This is a genomic window from Streptomyces sp. NPDC001093, from assembly GCF_040298985.1.
GTDB lineage: Bacteria > Actinomycetota > Actinomycetes > Streptomycetales > Streptomycetaceae > Streptomyces.
Map to the genome: position 1 here is coordinate 1 of NZ_JBEPBF010000093.1, position 20,127 is coordinate 20,127.

20 protein-coding genes and 1 pseudogene are annotated in these 20,127 nt (G+C 71.2%); 8 read left to right on the forward strand and 13 right to left on the reverse strand.

Annotated elements, in window-relative coordinates:
• From ABT288_RS34130 to ABT288_RS34140, 3 genes are all read right to left on the reverse strand, one after another.
• Positions 1-904 (reverse strand): DMT family transporter (locus ABT288_RS34130; protein ID WP_351616218.1); only part of this gene is annotated, 904 nt, incomplete at its 3' end.
• A gap of 192 nt (positions 905-1,096) precedes the next feature.
• Positions 1,097-2,101 carry an EamA family transporter gene (locus ABT288_RS34135; RefSeq protein ID WP_351616221.1) on the reverse strand — a complete coding sequence of 335 codons (1,005 nt, stop codon included), beginning with the start codon at positions 2,099-2,101 and terminating at the stop codon, positions 1,097-1,099.
• A 70-nt stretch (positions 2,102-2,171) separates the two neighbouring features.
• Complete coding sequence (locus ABT288_RS34140; RefSeq protein ID WP_450864016.1) at positions 2,172-2,750, reverse strand: Clp protease N-terminal domain-containing protein; 579 nt, start codon at positions 2,748-2,750, stop codon at positions 2,172-2,174.
• Between the two features lie 143 nt (positions 2,751-2,893).
• Here ABT288_RS34140 and ABT288_RS34145 point away from each other — a divergent pair, with 143 nt between their 5' ends.
• Together ABT288_RS34145 and ABT288_RS34150 are read left to right on the forward strand one after the other, a co-directional pair.
• Positions 2,894-3,142 carry a hypothetical protein gene (locus tag ABT288_RS34145; RefSeq protein ID WP_351616303.1) on the forward strand — a complete coding sequence of 83 codons (249 nt, stop codon included), beginning with the start codon at positions 2,894-2,896 and terminating at the stop codon, positions 3,140-3,142.
• A gap of 113 nt (positions 3,143-3,255) precedes the next feature.
• Positions 3,256-3,684 (forward strand): type II toxin-antitoxin system Rv0910 family toxin, encoded by a 429-nt coding sequence (locus ABT288_RS34150; protein WP_351616224.1) that lies wholly within the window; start codon positions 3,256-3,258, stop codon positions 3,682-3,684.
• A 64-nt stretch (positions 3,685-3,748) separates the two neighbouring features.
• On the opposite strand, the gene ABT288_RS34155 is transcribed toward ABT288_RS34150, so the two are convergent.
• Entirely contained in the window at positions 3,749-4,375 is a 627-nt protein-coding gene (locus ABT288_RS34155) for a PadR family transcriptional regulator (RefSeq protein WP_351616227.1), read from the reverse strand.
• Between the two features lie 201 nt (positions 4,376-4,576).
• Between ABT288_RS34155 and ABT288_RS34160 the strand changes: the two genes are divergently transcribed.
• The gene (locus ABT288_RS34160; protein ID WP_351616229.1) at positions 4,577-5,389 is read left to right on the forward strand and encodes a PhzF family phenazine biosynthesis protein; all 813 of its coding nucleotides are present in this window, start codon (positions 4,577-4,579) and stop codon (positions 5,387-5,389) included.
• Between the two features lie 19 nt (positions 5,390-5,408).
• On the opposite strand, the gene ABT288_RS34165 is transcribed toward ABT288_RS34160, so the two are convergent.
• Together ABT288_RS34165 and ABT288_RS34170 are read right to left on the reverse strand one after the other, a co-directional pair.
• Entirely contained in the window at positions 5,409-6,209 is an 801-nt protein-coding gene (locus ABT288_RS34165; protein ID WP_351616232.1) for a CPBP family intramembrane glutamic endopeptidase, read from the reverse strand.
• Between the two features lie 300 nt (positions 6,210-6,509).
• Positions 6,510-8,027, reverse strand: coding sequence for a glutamate-cysteine ligase family protein (locus ABT288_RS34170; protein WP_351616234.1), 1,518 nt, complete (start codon positions 8,025-8,027; stop codon positions 6,510-6,512).
• Between the two features lie 569 nt (positions 8,028-8,596).
• Between ABT288_RS34170 and ABT288_RS34175 the strand changes: the two genes are divergently transcribed.
• On the forward strand, positions 8,597-9,199 hold the full coding sequence (locus ABT288_RS34175; RefSeq protein WP_351616237.1) for a hypothetical protein: 603 nt from the start codon (positions 8,597-8,599) through the stop codon (positions 9,197-9,199).
• Positions 9,200-9,475: 276 nt separating this feature from the next.
• The gene (locus tag ABT288_RS34180) at positions 9,476-9,682 is read left to right on the forward strand and encodes a DUF5999 family protein (protein WP_067045924.1); all 207 of its coding nucleotides are present in this window, start codon (positions 9,476-9,478) and stop codon (positions 9,680-9,682) included.
• A gap of 100 nt (positions 9,683-9,782) precedes the next feature.
• On the opposite strand, the gene ABT288_RS34185 is transcribed toward ABT288_RS34180, so the two are convergent.
• From ABT288_RS34185 to ABT288_RS34210, 6 genes and pseudogenes are all read right to left on the reverse strand, one after another.
• Positions 9,783-10,829, reverse strand: coding sequence for an endo-1,4-beta-xylanase (locus tag ABT288_RS34185; RefSeq protein ID WP_351616240.1), 1,047 nt, complete (start codon positions 10,827-10,829; stop codon positions 9,783-9,785).
• Between the two features lie 29 nt (positions 10,830-10,858).
• A complete protein-coding gene (locus tag ABT288_RS34190) occupies positions 10,859-11,689 on the reverse strand; it encodes a carbohydrate ABC transporter permease (RefSeq protein WP_351616243.1) in 831 nt (276 codons plus the stop codon).
• Entirely contained in the window at positions 11,686-12,702 is a 1,017-nt protein-coding gene (locus ABT288_RS34195) for a carbohydrate ABC transporter permease (protein WP_351616246.1), read from the reverse strand. The genes ABT288_RS34190 and ABT288_RS34195 overlap by 4 nt, the downstream gene beginning before the upstream one ends.
• An 8-nt stretch (positions 12,703-12,710) precedes the next feature.
• Positions 12,711-14,006, reverse strand: a complete 1,296-nt coding sequence (locus ABT288_RS34200) for an extracellular solute-binding protein (RefSeq protein WP_351616248.1) — start codon at positions 14,004-14,006, stop codon at positions 12,711-12,713.
• Between the two features lie 111 nt (positions 14,007-14,117).
• Positions 14,118-14,696 (reverse strand): beta-xylosidase family glycoside hydrolase, encoded by a 579-nt coding sequence (locus ABT288_RS50345; RefSeq protein ID WP_502972895.1) that lies wholly within the window; start codon positions 14,694-14,696, stop codon positions 14,118-14,120.
• A 63-nt stretch (positions 14,697-14,759) separates the two neighbouring features.
• A pseudogene (locus ABT288_RS34210) lies at positions 14,760-15,902 on the reverse strand (glycoside hydrolase family 43 protein); the annotation flags it as partial.
• Between the two features lie 226 nt (positions 15,903-16,128).
• Between ABT288_RS34210 and ABT288_RS34215 the strand changes: the two are divergent.
• Both ABT288_RS34215 and ABT288_RS34220 read left to right on the forward strand, forming a co-directional pair.
• Entirely contained in the window at positions 16,129-16,659 is a 531-nt protein-coding gene (locus ABT288_RS34215; RefSeq protein WP_351616251.1) for a universal stress protein, read from the forward strand.
• A gap of 332 nt (positions 16,660-16,991) precedes the next feature.
• Positions 16,992-18,947, forward strand: coding sequence for an APC family permease (locus ABT288_RS34220; RefSeq protein ID WP_351616253.1), 1,956 nt, complete (start codon positions 16,992-16,994; stop codon positions 18,945-18,947).
• 79 nt (positions 18,948-19,026) lie between these two features.
• Here ABT288_RS34220 and ABT288_RS34225 read toward each other — a convergent pair whose 3' ends face one another.
• Entirely contained in the window at positions 19,027-19,602 is a 576-nt protein-coding gene (locus tag ABT288_RS34225; RefSeq protein WP_351616256.1) for a DUF1707 SHOCT-like domain-containing protein, read from the reverse strand.
• 124 nt (positions 19,603-19,726) lie between these two features.
• Between ABT288_RS34225 and ABT288_RS34230 the strand changes: the two genes are divergently transcribed.
• Positions 19,727-20,122 carry a TOBE domain-containing protein gene (locus ABT288_RS34230; RefSeq protein WP_031174036.1) on the forward strand — a complete coding sequence of 132 codons (396 nt, stop codon included), beginning with the start codon at positions 19,727-19,729 and terminating at the stop codon, positions 20,120-20,122.
• Positions 20,123-20,127 lie beyond the last annotated feature (5 nt).

Here is a 20,127-nt window from a genome sequence, read left to right on the forward strand (position 1 = left end):
CCGCGAGGCCCGCGACGGCACCGAGCAGGAGCAGGGTGCCGGCCGCGGTGGTCGCCGTGAGCCGCTCGCCGAGCAGGACGACGGCCAGCACGGCCGCGGTCACCGGCTCCAGCAGCATGATCACGGACACGGTGGCGGACCGTACGACGGCCGCCCCGGCGAAGTACAGGGCGTACGCGAGGGCCGTGGGCACGGCGGCGATGTAGAGCACGAGCCACAGCAGCCGCCCGGGGTGGGCGGTGTGCGGGAGCAGGCCCTCGTGCAGCGCGAACGGCAGCAGGCACAGGCCGGTCACCGCGAAGGCGCCCACGGTGGTGCCGGAGGCGTCGGTGCCGCCGGCCCTCCCCCACCAGCGGGTCAGCAGGGTCATGGCGCCGTAGCCCGCGGCCGAGACGAGCGCGAGGAGCACTCCCGCCGGCCGTACCGTCGCGGCCGAGCCGCCGAAGGTCAGCACGGCCAGCCCCGCGAGCGCCCCGGCGACGGCCGACACCCCGCCGGCGCCGAGCCGTTCGCCGAGCAGCAGGCGGGCGCCGAGCGCGATGAGGACGGGGCCCGCGCCGAGGGTGACGACCGTGGCCACGGCCAGGCCGGTCGACTCCACGGCGGCGAAGTAGGCGGTCTGGAACACCGCCAGGCCGAGGCCCGTGGCGAGGACCTTCCCGGCCCTGCGGAGCAGCGGTTCGGTGCCGGCCGGGCGGGTCCGGGGGCGCAGTCCGCGTCCGGCGAGCAGCAGGACCAGACCCAGCGCGCAGCGCCAGAAGGACAGTCCGAAGGCGCCCATGTCACTGGTCCGGTAGACCAGGGAGGCGGCGGCCCCGGCGGTGCCCCAGGCGGCACCGGTGATGATCAGATAGAGCAGGCCGCGCCCCACGGGCAGGCCAGAAGCAGCGTTCGACGTCGTCAAGGGAAACTCTTCCGCAGAAACGCACCCAGGGGTGCGGAAGTTCGGGGGCGCCCGCTTCAGCGGGACGCGCGGACTTCGTCTGCGGGCAGCACCGTCACGCCCGGCGCACAAGCGCGGGGCTGATGTCCCGGAGGCCCGCCTCAGGCGGCCGGAGGCGGAAGGACGAGTGCGTTCGACGGCATGACGGGCACTTTATGCAGTCGTGCCCCGCGGCGACAACTCGCGTTCGACGCCGCCCGCGGCCACCGGCTCGGCGGAGCCCTTCGCCGGCGCCGAGGACTGGGCGATGAAGGCGCCGACCAGGACGACCGCCCCGCCGAGGATCTGAGGCGCCGACAGGTGCTCGCCGAGCAGCACCCAGGCCAGCACGGTCGCGATGACCGCCTCCAGGCAGGCGACGACCCCGGCGACCTGCGGCGACAGCCGGCGCACCGACAGCACGCCGGTGACGTAGGCGACGACGGTGGCGACCAGCACGATCCAGCCGAGAAGGGCGAGGGCGGGTACGGCGGTGCCGTTCATGTCGGCGGAGCCGGTCAGCACCGACCAGCGCATGGTCCAGGGGCGGGCGACCGCCGTCAGTACGAGGGCACCGACGAGGAGGCCGTAGGCGATGACGCCGAGCGGGTCCGGTGCCTCCTCGCCCGCGTCGCCGCCGTGGTCGGCCAGGACGAAGTAGCCCACCTGGCAGCAGGCGGCGCCGAGCGCGAGCAGCAGGCCCAGGGCGTCGAAGCTCAGCCCCGACCAGACCTCCACCACGCAGGAGAGGCCGCCGGCCGCGAGGACCACACCGAGCGCGGCGGCGCGCGTCACGGGCCGCCGCTGCACGAACCGGACCCAGCCGAGCACCAGGGCGGGAGCCAGGTACTCGATGAGCAGTGCCACACCCACCGGGATGCGGGAGAGTGCGGCGAAGTAGCAGGCCTGGACGCCGGCGACGGCGAGCAGCCCGAACCCGGCGAGCAGCGCGGGCCGGCGGCGCAGCAGCGCGCGGTGCCGTACGGCGACGGGCAGCATGACGACAGCGGCGCCGGCCACGCGCAGCCAGACCACGTGGAGCGGGTCGAGTCCCGCCTCGATCAGCGGCTTGGCGGCCACTCCCGACCCGCCGAAGGCCAGCGCCGAGGCGAGCGCGAGACCGAGTCCGACGCCCTTGCCACGGCTGCCCTGACTGCTCTCTGACGTATGCACCGGCACATGATGACAGGCGGCGACATGAGCGTCACCCCTGTTGACACCTGTCTCAGGGGCTGGACGTCCGCCGGTGTCAGTGGGCCGCCCCGCCGTCTCCGGCGTACTCGTCGGCGACGGGTTCCGGCGGGGTGTTCAGATCGCGGATGCCGGCACGTTCGAGGACCTCCACGGCCCGCGAACCCGGGTCCGCGGTGAGCGCGGCGAGGAGGCCGAGGCCGGTGACACGGGGCTCGCCCCGCAGCCGGGCCCGCTCGCGGGCGTCGGCGAACGCGGCAGCGGCCGCGGGCGACCAGCCGGCGGTGTCCCTCGGCTCACGTGGGCCGGGCACGGCTGCGGCGGGGACGACGGAGAGCGCGCCGGAGTCCTCGACGCTGCCCTGCCAGCGCAGCCCGTAGCCGATGCTGCGCTGCACGAGGTAGCCGAGCAGCCGGGCGAGCCGCTGCGGGCCGCCGACGGCTGCGCGGACCTCGGGGTCGTGCTCCAGGAGGGAGTGCAGCAGATGGGCGGTGTCGGTCTGGCGGTCCCCGTCCCTGACGGCCCTGCGGCGGGCACCGGCGACCACCGCTGCCAGCTCGGCGCCGAGCACGGCATCGTCGTCGATGTGCGCGACCGCCTCGTCATGGGCGGTCCAGGGGGCTGTACGGGGTTGCACAACCCCACCCCATCAGCCTCAACGGGCCGGGTCATCCACGAGGGGAACCATCTTCGCGTCCCACACAGAGTGGACCCCGGCGTTCGGGATCTCATCCTTACGGAGGAGATTCGGCCGATCCGGCCCGAAGGGCGCGCGCCGCCTTGCTGTGCGCCCCGTACGCAACCACCGCGCACCCCCGCTCGTCCCCCACCTATGTGGAGAGCGTGGGCGGGTGCTGGCCGGTGGCGCTGCCCGCGGTCGACGGCAAGCAGTACGTGTACCGGGTGTACGCGCCGGAGAACGCCCTGCTCGCGGACGTGTTCTGGCAGGCCTGGCACTGCCACGACGAGAGCGCCTTCCCGCACGCGTGGGACCTGTTCGACGCGGCGGTGATCCGGCGGATGGGCTGACCCCGCCGGGCCTCCGCAATTCCTGACGGTTCATCAGTATTGAATGTTCGCGCCCCTGCGGCTACGTTCCGCGACACCGTAGCCCGCTACGCCCGATCCGAAGGGGTGGTCGCATGGCCGAAGTCAGCGCGGAGGCACGCATCCAGGCGCCGGCCGAGAAGGTGTGGGCCCAGCTCACCGACTGGTCGTCGTACGGGGAGTGGAACGCCACCCACACCAGCTTCCCCAAGGGGGGCCCGGAGAGCCTGGCCGTGGGCGGGACCTTCCAGGAGAACATGAAGCTGATGGGCTTCCCGGCCGAGGTCGACTGGACCATCGAGGAGTTGGAGCCGGCCCGGGTGCTGGCCATCCGGGGCAAGGGCCCGATGGCGGTGACGGTCGCCACCCGCTACACCCTCACACCCGACGGCGACGCCACGTCCGTCCGGATCGACGGCGAGTTCACCGGCGCCGCGGTGTCGCTGATGGCGGGCAAGCTGAAGGACTCGGCGACGGCCGCGCTGAACGAGTCGCTGCGGAAGCTGGCCGGCCTGGTCGCCTGAGCCGGGGTACGGGAAGGCGCCCCGCGGAGGTGCTCCGCGGGGCGCCCGGACCGTCGCACGAGCCTCAGTGCTCGTCGGCGAGGATCAGGTACAGCTTCTTGCGGGCGTCGTTGATGACGGCCAGCGCCTTCTCCCGCTGTTCCTTGCTGCCGGTCTTCCAGACCTGGCTGAAGGCCTCCATCAGGCCGAAGCCGGCCTGGCGGATCTCACCGAGGGCCTCCCAGTCGACCCCGCGCGAGGCCTCCTCCCAGGGGGCGTCGGGACCCTCGTCGGCGGCGGCGCGCCCGTCCTCGGTGAGCGCGAACAGCTTCTTGCCGCCCTCGCTCTCGCTGGCGATCAGGCCCTCGTCCTCCAGCAGCTGGAGCGTGGGGTACACCGAGCCGGGGCTGGGTTTCCACGCGCCGCCGCTGCGTTCGGCGATCTCCTGGATCATCTCGTAGCCGTGCATGGGACGGTCCTTGAGCAGGGCCAGGATCGAGGCCCGTACGTCACCGCGCCGCGCCCGTCCCCTCGGGCCTCCGCGCCCCCGGGGCCCCCAGGGGCCGGGGCCGAAACCGGGACCGCCGGGGCCGAAGCCCGGGCCACCCGGACCGAAGGGCCCGAAGGCGGCCCGCCGCCGGTCGAATCCATCCATCCCCCGCTGCCCGGGGCCCTCGTGCCGATGTCCACGCTCGAATCCGTGGGTACGCATCGCGATCACTCCATTCCATCGATGATCTGTCACGTCTGCATCGCGTATCGTTCGCGATACCTCAACGATATATCGGAACCGATCGCATGACAAGACCCTTCCCGACGCGATGCCGCAGGGGTCCGGGAAATGCGGGAAACGTGCCAGGACTCGTGGATTGGCCTTGGGCGGGCGTCCTTCGCCGCCGCTAGCGTCGGCGCCATGCGCATTCGAATCGTGGACGCCTTCACCGACCGCCCCTTCGCCGGCAACCCGGCCGGAGTCCTGCTCCTGGACGACGTCTTCCCGGACGACGACTGGCTCCAGAACGTCGCCATGGAGGTCAATCACGCCGAGACGGCGTTCGCCCACCGGCTGCCCGAGGGCGGCGATGCGGACTGGGCGCTGCGCTGGTTCACGCCCGTCGCCGAGGTCGCGATGTGCGGGCACGCCACGCTCGCCACCGCCCACGTCCTGCACACCACCGGCGCCCACGAGGGTCCGGTGCGCTTCACCACGCGCAGTGGCGTGCTCATCGCCACGCCCGCCGAGGACGGCTCGATCACCCTCGACTTCCCGACGGCCCCGCTCACCCGGGCCGAGATCCCGGCCGGGGTCGCCGAAGCCCTCGGCGCGGAGCCGGTCGCCGCCTTCGACACCGGCCCGAACGTCGGCGACCTGCTGCTGGAACTGGCCGACGAGAAGACGGTCCTGGGCCTCGCACCGGACCACAGGTCCCTGGGCGCCTACTCCGCGCGCGGCATCATCGCCACCGCCCGCGCCGACGAACCGTCCCGCGGCTACGACTTCGTCTCCCGCTGCTTCTTCCCGAACGTCGGCATCGACGAGGACCCGGTCACCGGCAGCGCCCACACCGCGCTCGCCCCGCACTGGTCCGCGCGCCTGGGCCGCGACGACCTCACCGGTCTGCAGGCCTCCCGCCGCACCGGCCTGGTCCGCACCGCCCTGCGCGGCGAGCGCACCCTGCTCACCGGCCGCGCGGTCACGGTCATCGAGGGCGAGCTGCACGCCTGAGCCGCCGGCCCTCCGGTCCTCAGGCCGTCGGCAGCCAGCCCACCCTGCCCGCGAGCAGCGCGTAGCCGACGAACGCGCCGATGTCGAGCAGCGAGTGGGCGACGACCAGGGGGCCGACCCGTCCCCAGCGGCGGTACAGCCACACGAAGACCACGCCCATGACCATGTTGCCGATGAAGCCGCCGACGCCCTGGTAGAGGTGGTACGAGCCACGCAGGACCGCGCTGGCGACCAGCGCGGTCCCCGGGGTCCAGCCCAACTGGCCCAGCCTGCGCAGCAGATAACCGACGACGATGACCTCTTCGAGGACCGCGTTCTGCACGGCGGACAGGATCAGCACCGGGAACTTCCACCACACGTCCGGCAGAGCCTCGGGCACGACCGTGAGGTTGAAGCCGAGGCCGCGGGCGGTCAGGTAGAAGGCGATCCCGGTGCTGCCGATCACGGCCGCGACACCGGCGCCCCGGCCCAGGTCGGGCCACGGCCGGGTGCGGTCGAAGCCCAGTGTCCGCAGGCTGCCGCCCTCGCGCAGGAGCAGATGGGCGACGAGGGCGACGGGGACCAGCGCGCTGGCGATACCGAACAGCTGCCAGGCCAGGTCGAGCCAGGGGCGGCCGGGCGCGGCCGAGGCGTTGAGGGTGGCCGCCTGGTCCTTCAGGCCCCCCGGCTTGGTGACCGCGCCGATGAAGCTGATCAGCGCGGAGACCCCGCTCGCTCCGAGCGACAGCGCCAGGACGAGCAGCGTCTCGTCCCGCAGGACGCGCCGCGGGTCGCGCCGCCGCGCCCCGGAATCGGCCACCGAGTCAGCCTCCACCTGCACCCCTGCCTCCATCCGGCTCACGGGCCCCTGGCCCACCACTGCCCTGGCAAGGATCGCAGAAGGAGATGTGAGGACGGCGTACGCCCACCTGGTTCCCGCCGAGCGCCCCGGCACCTCCGCGTTGTTCATGTCGGCCACGACAACGCTCGGGCACGACGGCGCGCCCTGGGACCGAGCGGGCAGCACCGGGCCCGCCGCTCCGCCACGCGGTCGCCACGGCGCTCAACCCGCGCCGTCGGCCCGGCCCGGCGGAGCGGGCCGGTGCTCAGCCCGCGCACCACCCCGCCTCCCACCCGGTGATCAACCGAGCGGCACCGGTTCCGGCAACCCCACCGGCCACATGTGGACCGGCTCGCCCACATGCATCAGTTCGGCATAGCGCCGCGTCGTGGCGGCCAGCGCGTCGTCGCGGGACAGTCCCTGCTCCAGAAGCCTGTGGAAGGTGGCCGCCTGCCAGGACGCCCCGTTCACCCGGCGCCGGCAGCGCTCCTCGATCACGCCCAGGTAGAGGTCGCGGTCGGCCGCCTCCACGCCCCACGCGTCCAGGCCGGCCGAGGCCAGCGGCAGCAGCTCGTCGCGGACCAGGGTGACCGCGTCGACCTCGCCCGTGCCGCCGTAGCGTCCGCGCCGGGGCCAGACGAAGCGTGCGTCGATTCCGTACCGGCACGCGGCGTCGAAGTTGGCCTCCGCCGCCGCGAAGGACAGCCGGGTCCACACCGGGCGGGACTCCTCGGCGAGGGCGCGGACCAGGCCGTAGTAGAAGGCCGCGTTGGCGATCACGTCGGTGATGGTCGGCCCGGCCGGCAGCACCCGGTTCTCCACCCTGAGGTGCGGGACCCCGTCGGCGATGCCGTACACCGGCCGGTTCCAGCGGTAGATCGTGCCGTTGTGCAGCACCAGCTCGGCGAGCCTGGGCGTGCCGCCCGCCTCGACGACCTCCAGCGGTTCCTCGTCGTCGCAGATGGGCAGCAGCGCCGGGAAGAAGCGCAGGTTCTCCTCGAACAGCTCGTAGGCGGAGCTGATCCACCGCTCGCCGAACCAGGTGCGCGGCCGTACGCCCTGGGCCTGGAGCTCGGGCGGGCGGGTGTCTGTGGACTGCAGGAACAGCGGGGGCCGGGACTCGCGCCACAGTTCGTGTCCGAACAGGAACGGTGAGTTGGCGCCGACGGCGATCTGCGCGGCGCACGCGACCTGCGCCGCGTTCCACACGTCGGCGAACCGGGCCGGGGTGACCTGGAGGTGCAGCTGCACGGAGGTGCAGGCGGCCTCGGGGACGATCGACTTGGAGGTGCAGACGAGGTGCTCGACGCCCTCGATGTCGAGCCGGAAGTCCTCGCCGCGCGCGGCCACGATCTGGTCGTTGAGCAGGGTGTAGCGGTCGACCTCGGAGAGGTTGGAGGAGACCAGGTCGTCGCGGTCGAGCGTGGGCAGGATGCCGATCATGACGATGCCGGCGTCCACCTCGCCCGCCTTGCGGTCGGCGTAGGCGAGCGAGGTGCGCAGTTCCTCGGCGAGCCGGTCGAATACCCGGCCACCCAAGCGGTGTGGGGCTATGTTGACTTCCAGATTGAACATGGCGAGTTCTGTTTGGAAATCACGGCTCGCGATACGCTCCAGTACCTGCCCGTTCAACATTTTCGGCATACCGTCGTGCCCCGCGAGATTCAATTCGATCTCGACTCCCATGAGATTCTTGGGACGATCGAATCGCTTCTCCCGCAGCAGTCGCTCCAGTCCCGCGAGACACTTCTGAAGCTTTTCACGGTAGCGCTGGCGATCGGACAGGTCGAACTGCCCCGCCACGACCTTCTCCCCCATCGAAGCGTCCCTCCTCGGATGGGCGGGCCGACGTCCGGCCGCCGGGCTCCCTGGTGCAGGGGGGATGATGCCCAGTGGAAGCGATCGATAACGCCTCGCGCGGGCCCGGCACCCGCTACTCTGTCGGAATGTTCCCCGCGGCACATTCACGGGGCATGCGTCGGTCTGCACCAACGGGTTCCCGTCGCACCTCGTGAAAAACGCCGACGACATTCGGCCGACCGTTACCAGCGCGTATGACGTGGTCAGCGGCGGCGAGCGGCCCGGGAACCGGGAGGAGTCCCGCAAATCGACGGCGTATTACCGCCTTGCGCGACTTCCGGAATTGGGATAGACGAAACATCGGCCGAACATGCGTCATATAAACTTCGCCCACAAGGCGGAAGGTTGACGCCTCGGTCCTGGTTCCTGCCGTGTTCAGGCCGTCCCGGTGACGGGCGGCAGGCCGAGCCGCACCCGCGTTCACCGATCCGGGCCTTCACCCTTCCGGCCTTCCGTGAGCAGACAGCGCCGTCCGCCCCATCCCCTCCTCGCGCCGCCGCGCCTGTCGTACGAGAGAGGCGACCCACATGCCGCTGCACGTGCCCCCTGCCCCCGCGCCTGCCCTGCGCTCCGTCCTCGCCGCCCTCGGTTCCCCCACCGCGGTACGTGAGGCCCCGACCCCCTCCCTGCGCGCCGCGCAGGGGCCGACGACACCCGAGCTCCCGCTGCCCGTGCACGTACTGGACCGCATCACCGCACCGGGCCTGTCCGCGACCCGGCTGGCCGGCTGGCGCTTCCTGATCCGCTGCGGCGAGCGTGCCGTGGCCGCCGCGGACACCATGCTGACCCCCGACGGCTGGGCCTTCTCGCACTTCTTCGAAGGCCCGTACGTCCCCTCCACCGAGCGCGCCCTGCAGCAGGCCGAGGCACTGCCACAGCCGTACCAGGCCCGGCTGCTGTCCGTGCCCGGTCTGTACATGCTCACCCTGTGGCTGCACGGCGACATCACCGCCGACGGAGCCGAGGGGCACCCGGCCGGCACCGATCTCCTCGTCCCACTGGCGCCGGCACCGCCCGGCATATCGGCGCACCGTCCGTTCCGGGTCAGTGAGTTGCTGCCGGTGCTGACCCATCGCGCCACTCCGCTCCCCCTGCTCACGCCCCCCGTGCTCGGCTCGCCCGCCGCCTGACGGACATGCGCGTACCCCGCTTGCCCGCAAGGGAAGCGGGGTACGTCCATATCAGGGGTCTGGCCTGCAGGGACTAGCCCGATCCGGCCACTGCGAACCACCCGAAGTGACAGTGCACTTGGACTGAACCGTCCGCGCGGGTGACGCGTCATGAACCTGTGGGAAGCGGTGCTGCGAAATCCCTGCGGAACGACGCCGAGAGGGCAACACTGGGTTCCGACCGACATGACACCACGGGGGACGGCCATGACCACGACAGAGCGAGAGATCCCACCCATGTGCCAGCACCAGCCACCGTGTCCGCCAGCCGAGTCCGCCGACCGGGAGTCCGCCCGTCTCGTGGCGCACCACCCGGAGCAGGGATGGAGTCTGCTGTGCAACGGCGTCCTGCTCTTCGAGGACACCGGTGAGCTGTTGCCCGACGGCCGGATCATCGCTCCGCACCGCCCGCTCGGTGCGGAGCATGTGATGACCGCCGCCTGAGCGGAGCGCGGGCGAACGACCCGAGGGGCCGGCCGCACCCTGTGAGGTGCGCACCGGCCCCGATGTGTGTCCAGGGGCGGCTACCGGACGTAGCCGGGCGCTAGCGCAGCGCGTCCCGCAGGGCCTGGTACGCGGGCTTGGGGTTCAGCTGCTCGTCCCACGGCAGCGCGGCTCCCTCGCCCGGGAAGAAGGCCGGGATCCAGGAGTACTTGTCGGTGTAGTCCCAGACGGTCACACCGACGCACCTGCGCACGGCCAGGCAGGCCTCGGTCAACTGCCGGTACCAGTCCGCCTGCTCGGCCAGCTTGTCCTCGGTCGCGGGCAGCTGCATCCGTACGTCGACCTCGGTCAGGGCGGTGTCCAGGCCCAGGCCGGAGAATCGGCGCAGGTTGTCGGGAAGGCTGGTGGGATAGCCGTACTGCAGGGCCAGATGGGTCTGGAAGCCGATGCCGTCGAGCGGCACGCCCCTGGACTTGAGGTCCTTGGCCAGCGCGAAGTAGGCGTCGCTCTTCGGGCCAACGGCCTCGATGTTGTAGTCGTTGAGGTAGAGCTTGGCGTGCGGGTCGGCCTCGTGGGCCCAGCGCAGGGCATCGGCGATGTAGCCGGGGCCGAGGGTCTTGTACCAGAGCGTCTCGCGATAGGTCCCGTCCTCGTTGAAGGCCTCGTTGACGACGTCCCAGGAGTACACCTGGCCCCGGTAGTGCCGCACCTCGGTGGTGATGTGCTTTTTCAGCACGGCCCGCAGCTCGCTCGCGGTCCACTGCCGGGAGGTGAGCCAGTCGGGCAGCTGGCTGTGCCAGACGAGGGTGTGGGCGCGGACCTTCTGGTGGTTCCTGCGAGCCAGGTTCACGATCTGGTCGCCGTTGGTCCAGTCGAAGAAGCCTTGCTGGGGCTCGGTGGCGTACCACTTCATGCCGTTGCCGGGCGTGATCATGTCGAACTCGCCGCCGAGGATCTCCGTGTAGGCGCTGTCGGTGAGTTCGGGGTTGTCGGTGGCGCTGCCGAAGTATCGGCCGTGGCGTTCGGCGAGGTCGGCGAGGGTGAGCCGCCGCTCGTGGGCCTGGGCCGCCGGGGCGGCGAGTCCGGTGGCCATGAGGGCGGCCGCGAGGGCGCCGGCGAGTCTGAGACGCGTGCTCTTGCTGGGCATGGTGCGACTCCTGTCTCTCAGCGGGATGTTCAGCCCTTGGTGGCGCCCGCGGTCAGGCCGCCGACGAGCTGGCGTTCGGCGACCGAGTAGAAGGCGAGGGCGGGGACCATGGCGAGAACGAGGTAGGCGAAGACACGTGCGGTGTCGGCGGAGTACTGGCCCTGGAACTGCTGCACGCCGATCGGGATGGTCCACCAGGTGCTGTCGGTGAACACCAGCAGCGGCAGGAAGAAGTTGTTCCAGCTGGTGACGACCGCGAGCACGGAGACCGTGCCGAGCGCGGGCCGGGCCATCGGCAGCAGCACCCGCCAGAAGAAGCCGAGCGGTCCGCAGCCGTCGAGCGTGGCCGCCTCCTCCAGTTCGCCCGGAATCTGCCGGAAGAAACCGCGCAGGATGATGATCGTCATCGGCAGCCCGAACGCGGCCTGCGGCAGGATCACACCGAGCGGGTTGTCCAGCAGGCCCATCGAGCGCAGCAGCAGGAACAGCGGCAGCGCCGCCACCGCGAACGGGAACATCAGCCCCATCGTGAACAGCGTGAACAGCAGCTCCCGGCCCCGGAAGGCGAACCGCGCGAAGGAGAACGCGGCGAGCGCCGAGACCGCGACGACGATCACCGTCGTACCGACCGCGATCAGCGTGGAGTTGCCGACCAGCCGCCAGAAGGAGCCCGAGCCGAGGATGTCGCCGTAGTTGGAGAACACCCACGGCTTCGGCAGCCCGACGGGGTTGCGGGAGAGCTGGTCGGTGGACTTGAAGCCGGAGAGGAGGGCGTACAGCAGCGGTACGGCCATCACGGCGCCGACCGCCACCAGGACGACGTGCAAGGGGAGCGTACGACCCTTGCGGCGGACACTCATGCTCCGGCTCCCCTCATGTGCGTGGTGGCCCCTTCGAGGTCGCGGCGCAGCACGAACCGCTGGTAGGCGAGGGCGAAGACGAGGCTGATGGCGAACATGACCACGCTGATCGCGCTGGCGTAGCCGACCTGGTAGCGCTTGAAGCCGTACTGGAACATGGTCACGGCCATCGTCTCGGAGTGGTGGTCGGGCCCGCCCGCGGTGACGACCCAGACCAGGTCGAACAGCTGGATCGATCCGATCACGGACAGGAAGACGCTGATCCGCAGCGTGGGCGCGAGCAGCGGCAGCGTGACGTGCCGGAAGCGCTGCCAGGGGTTCGCGCCGTCGACGATCGCCGCCTCCGTCAACTCGGCCGGTATGGACTGCAGTCCGGCCAGGTACAGCATCATGTGGAAGCCGAAGTACTTCCACGTCATGACGAGGAACAGCGTGGCCAGCACGGTGGAGGTGCCGGCGAACCACTGGCCGCCGAGCCCGCCCAGTCCGACGGCGCCGAGGACGTGGTCGGCGAGGCCGTCGTCCGGGGCGAAGATCATGCTGAACAGCACGCCGGTGATGGCCTCGGACAGCACGTACGGCGCGAAGAACAGCATTCGGTACACCGCCCGGCCGCGCACCTTCTGGTTCAGCAGGACGGCCATCGCGAGCGCGAACGGCAGCTGCAGCGCGAGCGACAGCACGACGAGCAGCAGCATCCGCCACAGGTCGCCGAGGAACACCGGATCCTGCAGCAGACGGCTGAAGTTGTCGGTGCCGGTGTAGTCGGACGGCATCCCGAAGCCGCCCCAGCGGAAGAAGGACGCGTACAGCGCGAACAGGATCGGCAGCAGGACCAGCACGCCGAACAGCACGAGAGCGGGCAGTTGGAGGCCGACGGCGGTGAGCCAGTGCAGGGCGCGCCTACGGCTCCGCTGCCGGCCGGCGTCGGCCGCCGGGGCCGGCAGGACGGCGCCGGATCCGCGGCGTCCACTCCGTTCGCCCCGTGGGTCCGAGAGGGAGGTGGAGGTCATCGCCCGCCCTACTGCTCTTGTTTCGCGGTGCTGGTGATCGCCTGGGTGACCTGCTGCGGGGACTTGGATCCGGCGATCAGTCCGGCCACGCTGTCGTTGACCTGCTGGCCGAGGGCGGGGGCGTAGGCCTGGTCGAGGTAGAGCTGGAAGCCGGTGGCACCCTTCAACTGGGCTTGTACGGCCTTGATGTCGGGGTCGGTGAGGGCGCTCTCGGCCGCCGGTACGACGGGCAGGACACCGGTCTTGTGTACCAGCTCCTTGTCGGTGGCCTCGGAGGCGAAGAACTCCAGGAAGTCCACGGCCGCCTGCGGGGCGCCCTTGCGCAGGGCATGGCCGCCGCCTCCGCCGAACACCTCGGTGATCTTCCCGGCGCCGCCCTCGACCTCCGGGAACGGGAAGAAGCCGAGGTTCGCGCCGAGCCCCTTGCCGGCGTCCGCCTCCACGACCGGCGCCCACTGGCCCATGAGTTCCATGGCGGCCTTGCCGTTGCCGACGGTCGCGGCCTGCCCGGTCGGGGAGGAGTAGGCGGCCCCGAGGAAGCCCTTCTGGAAGGGCTGGAGATCGACGAGGTCCTTCAGGTGCTGCCCGGCCTGGACGAATCCGGCGTCGCTGAAGTCCTTCTTCTCGTCGGCCTTCTGCAGGGCGTCGACACCAGCGGTGCGCATCGCGAGGTACGCCCAGTAGTACATGCCCGTCCAGCTCTCCTTGCCGGCCAGCGCCAGCGGGGTGATCCCGGCGGACTTGAGCTTCTTCACGGCATCCAGGAAGCCGCTCCAGGTGGTCGGGGGCGCGCTGATCCCGGCCTTCTTGAAGAGTGCCTTGTTGTACCAGAAGCCGATCATGCCGATGTCGAACGGGATCCCGTACAGCTTGTCGCCGAGGAGGTACGGCTGCTTGGACACCGACAGCAGTCCGTCGGCCCAGGGCTTGCTGCGGTCGGTGAGGTCCTCGACGAGCCCGGCGTCCACCTGCTGCTGGAGCACGCCGCCGCCCCAGGTGTGGAAGATGTCCGGTAGCTTCCCGGAGGCGGTCAGCGCGGTCATCTTCGACTTGTAGGCGTCGTTCTCCAGCTGGACGATCTTGAGCTTGACCTTGGGGTTCCGGGCCTCGTACTTCTTGGCGAGACCGGCCCATACGGTCTTGGTGGGTTCGGTGGTCGAGATGTTCCACCACTCGATCGTGGTCGTCCCCGAGGACGACCCTCCGTCCGAGTCGCCGCCGCAGCCGCTGAGTGCGGTCACACCGAGACCGGCGGCGACGGAGGCCGCCAGGAAGCCGCGGCGGGACAGTGCAGGGTCGCCCATCTTGCGCTCCTTCGAAAAATTTCGGAGTTGCTTCGCAGAGCTGTTTTCGAAACATTCGAAGAAAATCTCGAACGTTCCGGACCGCGACTCTAGAAACGCGCGTGGGGAGCGTCAAGGTGTCGTGCAGGAGCTTGCGGGCGCGCACTCGAACCAGTCGAAGGCCGCGCGGCCCTCGGTGACGTACATGCCGATGACCCGGCCGGTGAATCCGGTGGCCACCTGGGTGGACGGATAACGGCCGTCCAGTTCGGCCGGCCGGACGTTTCCCTCGGAGGTCTCGACGGAGAAGGCGATGCTGTCGGGACCGCTCCCGGGCTCGGGGTCGCGGGTAGCACGGATGCCGACGGCCAGGGTGACCGGGCCCACGGGCAGCGGGAGTTCGGCGACGCACTGGCGCACCGGCCCGATCCGCACGACCACGGCCACGGTCCGCACACCGACGCCCAGGCTGTTTCCCACACCCGCGCCGCCCGGGCCACTGCCCCAAGCCACGTCCGGCCCGTTTCCCAGGCCGCTGTCCGGGTCGTCACCCGCGGCCCCGTCCCGGGTCGCGTCCAAGCTGTCGCCCCGGGCCGCGTCCAGGGTGTTGTCCCCGGCCACGTCCGGGCCGTTTCCCAAACCGCTGTCCGAGTCCTCTCCCCCAGCCACGCCCAGGGCGTTGAGCCCGGCCACGTCCAGGCCGATTCCCACGCCCGAGGCCGGGGCGTTTCACGCGGTCACGTCCTGGTGGTCTCCCGCGGCCCCCTCCAGGCGTTTTCCCGCGGCCACTTCCAGGTCGTAGTGGTGGTCCTCGTCCAGGCGGATGGACAGCCCGGCGCGGCCGGTCCAGTCGTGCGGCGGCCCGGCAGTCGAGGTGCTGCTGGCGGCGACCGACGAAGGTGTGCCCGGGCCGGTCGAGGCTGTCCCCGGTGGCGGTCAGCGTGAGCCGGCCGGGCCGCTCGGTGAGCGACCAGCACCCCTCCGGTCTGCGCCGCGGGGATATCCAGTACGGCGCGAGCACCGGGGAGGTGAAGTCGTCGCGCACCGGCGGTGGTTGGAGCGGAGCCCAGGCAGCCGGCGCGGGATGCCGCTCGCGCACCGGCCCCACCCGGGGCCGGCCGTCGGCCCACTCCACCGGGACCAGGAAGGTCTCCCGACCCAGCACATGAAACTCCGGGAAGCAGCCGCGCGGCCGGGTGCCGAGCAGCACCATCCACCAGGTGCCGTCGGCCGCCTGGACCAGGTCGCCATGGCCGGTGCACTGGATGGGCAGGCCGGTACCGCGGTGGGACAGCAGCGGGTTGCCGGGAGCCGGTTCCCACGGGCCGCGCGGCGAGCGGGCGCGGGCGGCCGAGACACCGTGGCCGAGCACGGTCCCGCCCTCGGCGAGCAGCAGGTACCACCAGTCGCCGATCCGGTACAGATGCGGCGCCTCGGGGTCCCTGAGACCGGTGCCGGACCACGTGGGCAGCGGGCCTTCGAGCACTGGGCCGGTGCGCGGATCGATCCGGGCCACGGTGACCCCGGCCATGGCGCACCAGCAGGAACCGTCCTCGTCCCAGGCGAGGTCGGGGTCGATACCGGGCAGGTCGATCCACACCGGGTCCGACCAGGGACCTTCGGGGGCGCTCGGCGGTGACGATGAAGGTGCCTCCGGCCGTGACGTTGGTGGTGATGACATGGAAGAGCCCGTGGTGGTGGCGGATCGTCGGCGCGTAGATGCCGCCCGAGGCCGGCGTGTCGTCGGGCGGCGTCAACTGGCCCGGCCGGTCGAGGACGTTGCCGATCTGCCGCCAGTGCACCAGGTCCCGGCTGCGGAACGGCGGGACGACACACCAGGTAGTAGTCGTCCCCGGCCCGGCACACGCTCGGGTCGGGGTGGAAGCCGGGGAGGACGGGGTTGTCGTAGGTCCGCATGGTGCGCTCCCAACAGGCGCCCGAAACTTTCGGATGCGGCGCCGAATCTTGGCGGCGGCCGAGCCGATCGGCCCCCCATACGGAAGTCGTTGAAAAGACACCGCCGCCCGGGCTGGTCGAATCGCCGGTACGGGAGTGGGATGGAAGGAAGGAAACAAGGGCCTTGCAGGGCGGGCACGTCCGCGCGCGAGACGCCCCGGCGTCGCCCGCGAGGAACGGTGGAGTGATGTCGGGTTACGACGCCTCGGCGACCGCTCGGGTGGTGGTCGGTGTGAGCGGCTCCCTGGGCAGTGTCACGGCCCTGCGGCGGGCCACCGCGCTCGCCCGCCGGCTGGGAGCGGAACTGTGGCCGGTGCTGGCCTGGGAGCCGCCGGGCGGTGACTCCGCCGCGCGCCGCTCCCCCGCCGCCGGCCTCCTGGTCGAGGACTGGCAGCGGCTGGCAGGACAGCGCCTCGCCTCGGTGCTCGAGGAGATCTTCGGCGGGAACGCCCCCGGTGTGCCGATGCACGCCCTCGTCGTCCGCGGTGCCCCGGGCCCGGCGCTGGTGGCGACCGCCGACCGGGAGGACGACGTCCTGGTCGTGGGCGCGGGCCGGCGCGGTCTGCAGCGCGCCTTCTCGGGCCGCGTCTCCCGGCACTGCCTGGCGCACGCGGTCTGTCCGGTGCTCGCGGTGCCCCCGTCCCCCCTGGAGTCGGAGCTGCTGTCCGTCCACCGGCGCAACACCTGGCACCTGCGCATGGACATCCGGCGCCTGTGAGGCCGGCACGGCTCAGCGGCCGTCGGAGCACCGTCGCAGATGTGAAGCCCGGGCTGCCGCTCATCATTGATGGGGCGGCCGGCGCCCTGACATGACCCTCGGTGGCCGTTCTCGCTCCGACGGCACGGGCGCAAGCCTGACGGCCGTGCCTCCGGCGACCGTCTCCGGCCTCCGGTTCTTGATGCTGCTTTACCGCTCCCACGCCATTCTTAACGCAAGATTGACGCCTCCTGAGCCGGGATCCGTGGGCCCAGACGTCACTCTCTGCTTACGCTGGTGCGGCCGTCGTCTGATGGCCGGAAAAGAGCTGAGCCGCACACAGGAGCCCACTGATGGCCACGACCGAGCACCCCCCTCCCAGTCGCTTGCGCAACTGGATGCTGGAGGGGCTCTCCGACATGGGCAAGCACGGCGGCCACACCGGGCCCCACGCCGAGCCCGAACCCCCGCACAAGGGCCAGCGCTGGTGGCGCGTGATGTGCCTGACCGGTGTCGACTACTTCTCGACCCTCGGCTACCAGCCGGGCATCGCGGCGCTGGCGGCCGGACTGCTGGGGCCGATCGCGACCATCGTCCTTGTCATCGTCACCCTGGCCGGCGCGCTTCCGGTGTACCGCCGGGTCGCCGAGGAGAGCCCGCACGGCGAGGGTTCGATCGCGATGCTGGAGCGGCTGCTGTCCTTCTGGCAGGGCAAGCTCTTCGTGCTCACCCTGCTCGGCTTCGCCGCCACCGACTTCCTGATCACCATCACCCTGTCGGCCGCCGACGCCTCCACCCACCTGGTGGAGAACCCGCATCTGACGAGCGCACTGCACGGCCAGCAGATGCTGATCACCCTGATACTCGTGGCGCTGCTGGGCGCGGTGTTCCTCAAGGGCTTCCTCGAGGCGATCGGCGTCGCGACGGCACTGGTCGGCGTCTACCTCGCGCTGAACGTCGTCGTCGTGATCGTCGGCCTCTACCACGTGATCACCGCGGGCCATGTGATCACCGACTGGTCCAGCGCGCTGACCGCACAGCACGGCAACATCTTCGTCATGATCGGCCTGGCCCTGCTCGTCTTTCCCAAGCTCGCGCTCGGCCTGTCCGGGTTCGAGACCGGCGTCGCGGTCATGCCCCACGTCCAGGGCGACCCGGACGACACCGAGGAGAAGCCGACCGGCCGGATCCGGGACACGAAGAAGCTGCTCACCACGGCCGCGCTGATCATGAGCGCCTTCCTGATCACCTCCAGCTTCATCACCACGCTGCTCATCCCGGAGAGCGAGTTCAAGACCGGCGGCCAGGCCAACGGACGCGCGCTCGCGTACCTCGCGCACGAGTACCTCGGCGGCGCCTTCGGCACGGTCTACGACATCTCGACCATCGCGATCCTGTGGTTCGCCGGTGCCTCCGCCATGGCCGGTCTGCTGAACCTGATGCCGCGCTATCTGCCCCGCTACGGCATGGCCCCGCACTGGGCCCGCGCGGTGCGCCCGATGGTCATCGTCTTCACGCTCATCGCCTTCCTGGTCACCTGGCTCTTCGACGCCAACGTCGACGCGCAGGGCGGCGCCTACGCCACCGGCGTGCTGGTGCTCATCAGTTCCGCGGCGATCGCGGTGACCATCGCGGCGCGCAAGGCCGGACAGCGCAAGTGGACCATCGGGTTCGGCGTGATCTCGGCGGTGTTCCTGTACACGACCGTCATGAACGTGATCGAGCGCCCGGACGGTGTGAAGATCGGTGCCTGCTTCATCGCCGGCATCATCCTGGTCTCGCTGCTGTCCCGGCTGGCCCGCGCCTTCGAACTGCGCGTGACCAGCGTGACGCTCGACCCGATGGCGGAACGATTCATCCGGGACATGGCCAGCCGCAAGATGCGGTTCATCGCCAACGAGCCCGGCCACCGGGACAAGGCCGAGTACCGGGACAAGGTCGAGCAGATCCGCGCCGACAACGACATGCCCGAGCAGGAGGACTTCGTCTTCGTCGAGGTCACGGTCACCGACCCCTCCGAGTTCGAGGCGGGCCTGACCGTGCGCGGCGAGGTCCTGCACGACCGCTACCGGGTGCTGACCCTGGAGTCCGCCTCCATCTCGAACGCGCTGGCTGCCCTCCTTCTGCATGCCCGGGACATGACGGGCTGCACCCCGCACATCTACTTTGAGTGGACCGAGGGCAACCCCTTCGCCAACTTCCTGCGCTTCTTCCTCTTCGGCCAGGGCGAGGTCGCCCCGGTCACCCGTGAGGTGCTGCGCGAGGCGGAGCCGGACCGGGAACGCCGGCCGCGGGTGCACACCGGCTGAGACCGGCGGGACGCGCCCGGGCCGACCGCGGCGCAGACCTGGGCCTCGCCGAGGTCGCCCCGACCTCGGCGAGGGCGCTCTAGCGGCCGAACCAGCGCCTGGGCGGCCGCACCTCCAGAAGCCCCAGGCTGAGCCGGCCGTGTATCTCCACGCGGAGCACGGCCGGCGCCCCGGGCTCGCCGGCGGGCCGCACCTTGGTCTTGCCGTAGCCGATCACCAGCGCGTCGGCGTCCACGACGACACCGGGCCGGGTGATCAGCCGCAGGGTGCCGCCGCGCATGTCGAGGTCGATGCGGAGGGTGTCGTGGGTGATCACCGCGCCGGTGAAGTCGAGGGTCACGTCCCCCCAGGCGGACGTGACCTCCATCCGGCGCGGCACCGCCCAGCCGTCCGCCCGTACGGCCGATGCGCCCTGCTGCTCGATCCGCACGACGTCCTTGGCCGGTACGGCGGCGTCCGGCAGGTCGGCCGTCAGCGCGGCCAGCTCGCCCAGCGTGCGCGCGGAGAGCGCGGCCGTCACGCGCTCGTCCAGCTCCTCCGCCGTGATCCGGCCGTCGCCCGCGGCGCCCGTCAGGACGTCCACCGCCCGGTCCCGGTCCGCGTGCGAGGCACGCAGCCCGGTCGGCATCTCCGTGTGCAGCAGCTCGGCCGCCATACCCTCACCCCGATTCAGCAGGTCCCCGCAGGGGTCGTCGTCACGCACTAACGCTATATCGCGTTATACCCAACGGCCAACCCCACGTCCACGGTTCCCGTGACATGGCCCTATCGTGACCGGCATGCAGTCCTACACGATCGGCCAGGCGGCACGGCTGCTCGGCGTGAGCCCGGACACCGCCCGCCGCTGGGCCGACGCGGGCCGGGTGGCGACCCATCGCGACGAGTCCGGGCGGCGGCTCATCGACGGCAGGGATCTCGCCGCGTTCTCGGTCGAACTGGCCAAGGCGGGCGGCGGCGAGGAGGACGCCTCCTACACCTCCGTCCGCAACGCCTTCCCCGGCATCGTCACGGCGATCAAGCTCGGTGACGTCGCCGCCCAGGTGGAGATCCAGGCGGGCCCGCACCGGCTGGTGTCGCTGCTGACCCGGGAAGCCGTCGAGGAACTGGGCCTGGAGGTCGGCATGGAGGCCACCGCGCGCGTGAAGTCCACCAACGTGCACATCGACCGCGTCTGACCGGT

What these genes read in the sequence shown, in the direction of transcription:
- ABT288_RS34200 (WP_351616248.1), bottom strand. Translation starts at nt 14,006, where the DNA reads ATGGGCGACCCTGCACTGTCCCGCCGCGGCTTCCTGGCGGCCTCCGTC.
- ABT288_RS34170 (WP_351616234.1), bottom strand. Translation starts at nt 8,027, where the DNA reads ATGGGGGAGAAGGTCGTGGCGGGGCAGTTCGACCTGTCCGATCGCCAG.
- ABT288_RS34175 (WP_351616237.1), top strand. Translation starts at nt 8,597, where the DNA reads ATGCCGCTGCACGTGCCCCCTGCCCCCGCGCCTGCCCTGCGCTCCGTC.
- ABT288_RS34225 (WP_351616256.1), bottom strand. Translation starts at nt 19,602, where the DNA reads ATGGCGGCCGAGCTGCTGCACACGGAGATGCCGACCGGGCTGCGTGCC.
- ABT288_RS34220 (WP_351616253.1), top strand. Translation starts at nt 16,992, where the DNA reads ATGGCCACGACCGAGCACCCCCCTCCCAGTCGCTTGCGCAACTGGATG.
- ABT288_RS34185 (WP_351616240.1), bottom strand. Translation starts at nt 10,829, where the DNA reads ATGCCCAGCAAGAGCACGCGTCTCAGACTCGCCGGCGCCCTCGCGGCC.
- ABT288_RS34160 (WP_351616229.1), top strand. Translation starts at nt 4,577, where the DNA reads ATGCGCATTCGAATCGTGGACGCCTTCACCGACCGCCCCTTCGCCGGC.
- ABT288_RS34195 (WP_351616246.1), bottom strand. Translation starts at nt 12,702, where the DNA reads ATGACCTCCACCTCCCTCTCGGACCCACGGGGCGAACGGAGTGGACGC.
- ABT288_RS34155 (WP_351616227.1), bottom strand. Translation starts at nt 4,375, where the DNA reads ATGCGTACCCACGGATTCGAGCGTGGACATCGGCACGAGGGCCCCGGG.
- ABT288_RS34215 (WP_351616251.1), top strand. Translation starts at nt 16,129, where the DNA reads ATGTCGGGTTACGACGCCTCGGCGACCGCTCGGGTGGTGGTCGGTGTG.
- ABT288_RS34190 (WP_351616243.1), bottom strand. Translation starts at nt 11,689, where the DNA reads ATGAGTGTCCGCCGCAAGGGTCGTACGCTCCCCTTGCACGTCGTCCTG.
- ABT288_RS34230 (WP_031174036.1), top strand. Translation starts at nt 19,727, where the DNA reads ATGCAGTCCTACACGATCGGCCAGGCGGCACGGCTGCTCGGCGTGAGC.
- ABT288_RS34180 (WP_067045924.1), top strand. Translation starts at nt 9,476, where the DNA reads ATGTGCCAGCACCAGCCACCGTGTCCGCCAGCCGAGTCCGCCGACCGG.
- ABT288_RS34150 (WP_351616224.1), top strand. Translation starts at nt 3,256, where the DNA reads ATGGCCGAAGTCAGCGCGGAGGCACGCATCCAGGCGCCGGCCGAGAAG.